The following is a 4,700-nucleotide window of genomic DNA, read 5'->3' as shown; positions in this document are numbered from 1 at the left end:
GGGCCTGGACAGCGCATCCGCACGCCAACGCTCCAACGTCGCCGCCGAGATGCTCAGATCTCGTGCAACCATTTCCAGTGATGCACTCTCCGGCGGCAACAGCCGCCCAACAGCTTTGTCCTTGAAAGCTTGTCCGTATCTCGCCACTTTGTTTCTTCCACTATCGCCCCCGGTTTGATGATTCTAACGAGGCGACAACTAGTCTGACTCAGGGGGCATGAGGAGTGAGTTCATCGACGTTCGGGGACTGTGGGGCCTCACGACGCGGTAGAACAACTCGATGAATCGGGTTTCTCTACCGGCGCAGTATCCAGCTTACGTCTTGCGATCCCGTGGCCCGAGGAAAAACCAGAGGATCAAGCCCAGCACCGGCAGCAGCACCACGGCGATTATCCAGACCAGCTTCTTCCCGTTCGATGCGGAGCTTTGAAGAATATTGATAATCGCCCAGATATCTCCGATAAGAATCAGGAGCCCCCAGAAGCCGTTGTATCCGAAGTTCGTCATTTTTGTTTCCTTTTCGGTTTCACCGTAGTTGCCAATCCCTGCGTCTCGTTCATGTGCGCCCTGACGTTTGGAACGGGAGGCTCGACCCGGTTGCCGGGGCAAGTCCTCGACGGTAGGGTCAGCGTCATTTGTTCACCTGCGTGAAAACGGTTTCTTCCTCGCTTGCTCGAAAAATCAAAGGATGCGCTGTTCGATTCGATCTCCGTCGTTGCGGTAGGCCCAAACCTACGCTTGCCCGGGCTTTCTCCTGCACGCTTGAGCGACGTTCACGCCTAAAGTCAGCCAGATCTGGAACAACAGTTCTGGCAACTTGAGAGGAATCAGCGTGTCATTTTTGCTTTTTATCTTTGGCTTGGCGTTGGTCGTGGGCGGCATGGCCTGGGGACTGACCGCTGCTGGAGTGGCTGCAGTTTATGTGGGCATTGCTTGCCTCATCGTGCTGGGACTCGGAATCATGATGGCGGTTTCTCGAACTCGCGCCAAGGATTCTTCATAGGACTCGTTCCAGACGTTTGGCCTACGACGCAGTGAGCGCCTGGTGGGCGTTGGGCGGTACCACCACCTGACGCCTGGCGTTCGAGCCACGCAAACAACGACGGCGGGACACCCGTCCCGTGCTGGAGATCATGCAACGCGTCCCGCCAGACCGGTTCTGGCGGCCGGCCGTTGGCGCTCCACTTGAATGAGAGGTCAGGCCTCACTGGCGGGTTTTGGGCGCCATTGATTGGCGCGCTCGAGTCCGGCGTGTGTCATGCGTTCGATTCACAGCGTGTTCGGACGAGACCATCCGGTTCCCGCCTTACGGGGTGCGAACCACAGCGGGGTTCTTTCGGCATCGAGCTTGTTGGGTTTGCTATTCACCCAGCCAAAACACAATGCTTCTTCGACGGCTTCGTCATAGTCGACCCAAGGCTTACCCGTGGCCTTCTTGTACGACACGAGCCATACGCCCGCAGGCCGGGAGTGGTTTGCCACCAGCCACTCGCGCCACTCAGCACGGCTGAGCGGGTGGGTTGAAGGGTCGGGCGCTGGAGTCATGGGTTCCGTGAGTACCAACGTTTGAAATCACCGGCGCTGCGCGGCTTCATCGCGCAGCGTCCAGCGACCGAAGGGAGCGAGGTTGAGCGCCATGTTGGGCGTCGGATTGCGCTGCGGCTACGAGCGTCTTGCGCCAGACCCCGGGCGCTTGCTGTCGTGTTTGACAACGAGGATCTCAATTTCGCTGGCGCTCGCGCGATAGATGATGGTGTACGGAAAGACGCTCATGGAGAAACCGCGCCGGCCATTCGAGCGTGGCGAGCCGATTTCCGGATGTTCAAGGAGCAATGTTGCGAGCCGCTTGAACTCGGCAACGAAGCGGGCCGCCACTATGGGCGTGCCTTCCCGCTCGTAGAAGGCGGCTGCTTCGTGGATGTCTTGTTCGGCTGCCGGGTGAAGAGTTACTTTCACCCAGGGAAACGGGCTTCGAGCCTCGCGATGGCAACGTCAAGCGGCACGGCGGCAGCAGCGCCAGCTACAAGCTCTTGTTCGCGTTCGTCGGCCAACTTGTCCCAGGCAGCTTCAGCGCCGGCGTCCACGTCTAGGCTGGCGATCAGGCGATCAAGTAACTTGGCTCTATCGGCGGGCGATAGGCGCAATACTTCTGCCTGGAGGGTTTCAAGAGTAATGGTCATGGGCATGTCCTAGGGCCTGAGCCCGGTAGTTCGCGTAGCTTGCCACAAGTCCGATTCAGCTCAATGCCGGCCTAGGCTGACGACGGTCAGCGTTTGAGATGAGCGGCGTGACCCGGCTTGCCTGGGCACGACCTCTCGATTGAAGGGTTGGGGCGTCTCTGCCCGCGATGGACACGCCTTCTCTTGAGTTGTACAATAAAATGTACTTATCAGGAGGACTGCCATGGATGCCATTACCTACTCTTCAGCTCGTGCAAACCTTGCTCGGACAATGGATCGCGTTTGCGAAGACCACGAGGCATTGATCATTACGCGCAACGGCGAACAGGCGGTTGTGATGCTTTCTTTGGAAGACTACCAAGCTCTTGAAGAGACTGCCTACTTGCTGCGTAACCCCGCCAATGCCAAGCGCTTGCTTTCTGCTACTGCGCAGTTGGGCGCCGGCAAGGGGGTAGAGCGAAAGTTGGCCAAGTGAAACTGATCTTCGCTGACGAGGCATGGGAAGACTACCTTTACTGGCAGAAGCAAGACAAGAAAATGGTTGAGCGGATCAACAAGCTTATTGCTGAAGTGAAGCGTGAGCCGTTCTCTGGAGTTGGAAAACCTGAGCCGCTCAAGCACGCACTCTCTGGCTACTGGTCTCGGCGCATCAATGACGAGCACCGAATGGTTTACAAGATTGAGGGCGGTTCTCTTCTGCTTGCACAGCTTCGATACCACTACTGAGACGCCCAACGTTTGAGATGAGAGGCATGACCCGGCTTGCCGGGGCATGTCTTCTCGATTGAACGGTTGGGCGTCTCTGCGCCGAGGCCTCCACGACTTTAGTGGCGACCGCTCCAGTAGCCCGGCTTGCGACGCTGATGGGCGATGGCAAGGACTCGGATTTCTTCAGGAAGCAGCAAGTAGACGATGCTGTACGGAAAGCGGCGAAGTGGCATGCGACGGTTGGAGCCGCGCCAAGGTGCGCCCAGCTTTGGTTGCATGCGGAGCAACTCTACGGAGCGCTCAAACTCGGCGATAAATGCAAAGCCAAGCTCGACATTCGACTGCTGCGCATAAAAGCGAGCAATCGCAATGAGTTCGCTTTCCGCCGCGGCGGCGATAGATATCTTCACTGAAGCGATTGCTTGGCGCGTGCAATTGCTTCCTCGATTGGAGACACTGACATGCGGCCAGCCTCAACTTCGATGATGCGACGCTCAACCTCTACCGCCCAGGCGTCTTCGACTTCACGCTCGGTAGCCAAACTTGCGAGAAGGTGATCGGCTAGAACGGCGCGATCTTCAGGTGACAACAGGAGGGCTTCGGCTTCGATTGATGCTAGCGGGGTGGGCATGGTGATACTCCTGGGAATGAAAGGCATGACCCGGCTTGCAGGGGCACGTCCTCTCGATTGAAGGGTTGGGCGTCTCGTGCAAGGAGGACTACCTACCTGCTACCGCCAACAATGCCTTCGGATTGGTGCTCGCGATGGCCAGCAAAGTACGGGCCGCACCGCTAGGCTGCTTGCGACCTTGTTCCCACCCTTGTAGCGTTCGGACGGAAACGCCCATGAGCGCTGCAAACTGCGACTGAGACAGGCCGGTCTTCTGGCGTGCTTCAATAACGGGCGAGGACACAACGTGAACTTGCCCAGCCTTCATTTCCTTCACGGATTGCAGAAGCTCAGCCGCGAGATCGCGTTTGGCTTCGTAGGCTGCAAGTTCAGCTTTGGTCAGTGGTTTACTCTTCGAGGGCACGGCGAATCTCCTTTAACTTTTGGCCAGTGAGGTTGTCTGTTTTCGCTTTGGCGTACAGCGTGAGTAAGACAACTTCACCTTCGGCTGTGCGAGTGAAGTAGATCACCCGAACACCACCGGATTTGCCCTTACCTGCTCGACTCCAGCGGACTTTGCGAATGCCACCGGATTCGGGCACGACATCTCCGGCAGTAGGGTGCTCCGCGATATAGGCAGCGAAAGCTCCTCTTTCTTCTTCAGTCCAGTACATGGGCCACTGACGCTGGAAGAGGAGGGTTTCGACAACGGTGAGCATTTACCGACTATACGCCTGGGGCGTATATGTGTCTAGCGAGCCGCCTCAAGACGCCCAACGACGCTGTAGAAAAACCCCATTTCGGGGCAAGTTGCTGCGTCCGGCCATTGCCGGCTTCAATTCACTCTTCATCGCATCAATCCCGGTTCAGCGGTCTCATCTTCGTCTCCTGACGCCCTCACAGGGCGGCTACTGCGTGACCTGATCGGGCTGGTTCCCTGCCTGCCAGCTTACCTAATTCGCGTACCCATGGTGCCCGAGCTTTTCGATGTTGTGCACCATGCAATAGAGCTTCCACTGCCCATTGACCTTCGTACGCCCGCGCAACGTGAAGCGGTCGAGGCGCTTGTTGTGCCGCAGGTTACCGAACACCGGTTCGACCGTGGCAAAGCGCGCGCCGATCATCTGCTTGCCCTGGTCCGAATCGATGCGCCGCTTCATCCGCTCGGCGTGCAATGCGCTGCCATCGCGCTTGCCGCGGAA

At 57.9% G+C, this 4,700-nt stretch carries 13 protein-coding genes; 3 read left to right on the top strand and 10 right to left on the bottom strand.

Annotation, left to right across the window (positions count from 1 at the left end; all coding sequences use genetic code 11):
* Window positions 1-147: transposase (locus Q8R75_RS19795; RefSeq protein WP_305663835.1), on the bottom strand; the 147-nt coding region annotated here is incomplete at its 3' end.
* A 168-nt stretch (window positions 148-315) separates the two neighbouring features.
* Window positions 316-507, bottom strand: a complete 192-nt coding sequence (locus Q8R75_RS19790) for a PLD nuclease N-terminal domain-containing protein (RefSeq protein WP_305663834.1) — start codon at window positions 505-507, stop codon at window positions 316-318.
* Between the two features lie 325 nt (window positions 508-832).
* On the opposite strand from Q8R75_RS19790, the gene Q8R75_RS19785 reads away from it, so the two are divergent.
* Window positions 833-1,003: a hypothetical protein gene (locus tag Q8R75_RS19785; RefSeq protein WP_305663833.1), complete on the top strand. Its 171-nt coding sequence runs from the start codon at window positions 833-835 to the stop codon at window positions 1,001-1,003.
* A 266-nt stretch (window positions 1,004-1,269) separates the two neighbouring features.
* Here Q8R75_RS19785 and Q8R75_RS19780 read toward each other — a convergent pair whose 3' ends face one another.
* From Q8R75_RS19780 to Q8R75_RS19770, 3 genes are all read right to left on the bottom strand, one after another.
* Window positions 1,270-1,545, bottom strand: coding sequence for a hypothetical protein (locus tag Q8R75_RS19780; RefSeq protein ID WP_305626151.1), 276 nt, complete (start codon window positions 1,543-1,545; stop codon window positions 1,270-1,272).
* A 117-nt stretch (window positions 1,546-1,662) separates the two neighbouring features.
* A complete protein-coding gene (locus Q8R75_RS19775) occupies window positions 1,663-1,956 on the bottom strand; it encodes a type II toxin-antitoxin system RelE/ParE family toxin (protein ID WP_305612470.1) in 294 nt (97 codons plus the stop codon).
* A complete protein-coding gene (locus Q8R75_RS19770; RefSeq protein ID WP_305612468.1) occupies window positions 1,953-2,180 on the bottom strand; it encodes an addiction module protein in 228 nt (75 codons plus the stop codon). The genes Q8R75_RS19775 and Q8R75_RS19770 overlap by 4 nt, the downstream gene beginning before the upstream one ends.
* A gap of 223 nt (window positions 2,181-2,403) precedes the next feature.
* Here Q8R75_RS19770 and Q8R75_RS19765 point away from each other — a divergent pair, with 223 nt between their 5' ends.
* Together Q8R75_RS19765 and Q8R75_RS19760 are read left to right on the top strand one after the other, a co-directional pair.
* Complete coding sequence (locus Q8R75_RS19765; protein WP_305612466.1) at window positions 2,404-2,655, top strand: type II toxin-antitoxin system prevent-host-death family antitoxin; 252 nt, start codon at window positions 2,404-2,406, stop codon at window positions 2,653-2,655.
* The gene (locus tag Q8R75_RS19760) at window positions 2,652-2,906 is read left to right on the top strand and encodes a Txe/YoeB family addiction module toxin (RefSeq protein WP_305612464.1); all 255 of its coding nucleotides are present in this window, start codon (window positions 2,652-2,654) and stop codon (window positions 2,904-2,906) included. The genes Q8R75_RS19765 and Q8R75_RS19760 overlap by 4 nt, the downstream gene beginning before the upstream one ends.
* Window positions 2,907-3,004: 98 nt before the next feature.
* Here the strand turns inward: Q8R75_RS19760 and Q8R75_RS19755 are convergent, their stop codons facing one another.
* The 5 genes from Q8R75_RS19755 to Q8R75_RS19735 all read right to left on the bottom strand — a co-directional run.
* Window positions 3,005-3,298 (bottom strand): type II toxin-antitoxin system RelE/ParE family toxin, encoded by a 294-nt coding sequence (locus Q8R75_RS19755; RefSeq protein WP_305612462.1) that lies wholly within the window; start codon window positions 3,296-3,298, stop codon window positions 3,005-3,007.
* The gene (locus Q8R75_RS19750; protein ID WP_305612460.1) at window positions 3,295-3,519 is read right to left on the bottom strand and encodes an addiction module protein; all 225 of its coding nucleotides are present in this window, start codon (window positions 3,517-3,519) and stop codon (window positions 3,295-3,297) included. The genes Q8R75_RS19755 and Q8R75_RS19750 overlap by 4 nt, the downstream gene beginning before the upstream one ends.
* An 88-nt stretch (window positions 3,520-3,607) precedes the next feature.
* Entirely contained in the window at window positions 3,608-3,922 is a 315-nt protein-coding gene (locus tag Q8R75_RS19745) for a helix-turn-helix domain-containing protein (protein WP_305612458.1), read from the bottom strand.
* Window positions 3,906-4,217: a type II toxin-antitoxin system RelE/ParE family toxin gene (locus Q8R75_RS19740; RefSeq protein WP_305612456.1), complete on the bottom strand. Its 312-nt coding sequence runs from the start codon at window positions 4,215-4,217 to the stop codon at window positions 3,906-3,908. The genes Q8R75_RS19745 and Q8R75_RS19740 overlap by 17 nt, the downstream gene beginning before the upstream one ends.
* Before the next feature lie 234 nt (window positions 4,218-4,451).
* The coding region (locus tag Q8R75_RS19735) for a transposase (RefSeq protein ID WP_305663832.1) at window positions 4,452-4,700 on the bottom strand (249 nt) is incomplete at its 5' end.

It is taken from the genome of Methyloversatilis sp. (assembly GCF_030696805.1).
GTDB lineage: Bacteria > Pseudomonadota > Gammaproteobacteria > Burkholderiales > Rhodocyclaceae > Methyloversatilis.
Note: the sequence above shows the minus strand (reverse complement) of the source record. Positions and strands in the feature narration are given on the sequence as shown.